At 41.4% G+C, this 1,320-nt stretch carries 1 protein-coding gene; it reads left to right on the forward strand.

The features are described 5' to 3' along the window. The first annotated feature begins 85 nt into the window (after positions 1 to 85). On the forward strand, positions 86 to 1,147 hold the full coding sequence (locus BSCG_RS00115; RefSeq protein WP_008777670.1) for an IS5-like element IS1169 family transposase: 1,062 nt from the start codon (positions 86 to 88) through the stop codon (positions 1,145 to 1,147). Positions 1,148 to 1,320: the final 173 nt, after the last annotated feature.

A 1,320-nucleotide genomic window follows, 5' to 3' on the forward strand; every position in this document is an offset into this window, starting at 1 on the left:
GAGGAGTTCTATAAATTAAAATATTGTAGTACAGTTGTTTATATGGTTCCAAGAGCGTAAATTTGCAGAAAATAAGAATTTTATAATGAACAAGTTATCCCGATACCGTAAGCTTCGTTATAATCAACTATTTGAGTCAGAGAATCGTGAATTGCGTTTGAATGAAATGGGCAATCCTCTTGAAGTGTTGTCTCAGTATGTTGATTTTGAGATCTTTCGTCCTACTCTTGAATCAGCCCTTTTTACCGGAGAGCGCAAAAGTAATGCCGGTCGTCCGCCGATAGACTGTGTGCTGATGTTCAAGGTCTTGTTTCTTCAGCGTTATTATGGTTTGAGTGACCATCAGATAGAGTATCAGATAGTTGACCGTACGAGTTTCCGCAAGTTTCTTGGTATTGAATGTGTTGACGATGTTCCTGACGAGAAGACGGTGTGGAAGTATCGCGAACTCCTGACAAATACAGGCGTTTATGACAAGCTTTTTTCGGAATTTCATAGTTTCATGGAAAGTAAGGGTCTGCAATTCAATGAGGGTCGCATCATTGATGCCAGTTTTGTTATTGCCCCTCGCCAACGTAACACCCGTGATGAAAATGAGCAGATAAAACAGGGAGCGGGTGATAAGTTGTGGAATGACAATCCCCACAAGAAGTGCCACAAGGATGTAGATGCCCGCTGGACAAAGAAGCGTGATGAGACTTTTTACGGCTACAAGCAGCATACTAAAGTTGAGAAACGCAATAAGATCATACTTTCTTATGATACCACGTCGGCAGAAGTGCATGATTCCAAAGGCTTTGAAGGACTGCTGGATGAAAAAGACGAAGGCAAGGACTTGTATTTGGACGCCGGTTATGTCGGACAAGAGGAGATTGTAAAACAGCATAAGATGAATCCGATAATTTGCGAAAAGGGCTACCGTAACCGTCCGCTTACCAAGGAGCAGAAATCAGACAATAGGAAAAAATCCAAGACACGTTGCCTTGTCGAGCATGTATTCGGGTTTGAGGAACAAACCATGCGTGGACTTGTGGTGCGTACAGTAGGGCTTATTCGTGCTAAAGCCAATGTAGCATTCACCAGTCTTGTGTATAACATCAGTCGTTACACGCAAATAATCAGGCTGAAACCTGAGTTGTTGGGGTGAATTATGCCTGCACATCCAATTTTTACAACAAACACAAGTTAATTATTGTAAAAATCGGGGGGGGTAGAAAATATTCGCTAAATTTGCAAGACTAAAGCTCACAAATTGGGCAGTTAAAGAGTTCTGCTGTCTGATACAAGAGGATAAATTGAATTGATAGAACTCACCATAAA

This window comes from Bacteroides sp. 2_2_4, from assembly GCF_000157055.1.
Taxonomy (GTDB): Bacteria; Bacteroidota; Bacteroidia; order Bacteroidales; family Bacteroidaceae; genus Bacteroides; species Bacteroides ovatus.

What these genes read in the sequence shown, in the direction of transcription:
- BSCG_RS00115 (WP_008777670.1), top strand. Translation starts at nt 86, where the DNA reads ATGAACAAGTTATCCCGATACCGTAAGCTTCGTTATAATCAACTATTT.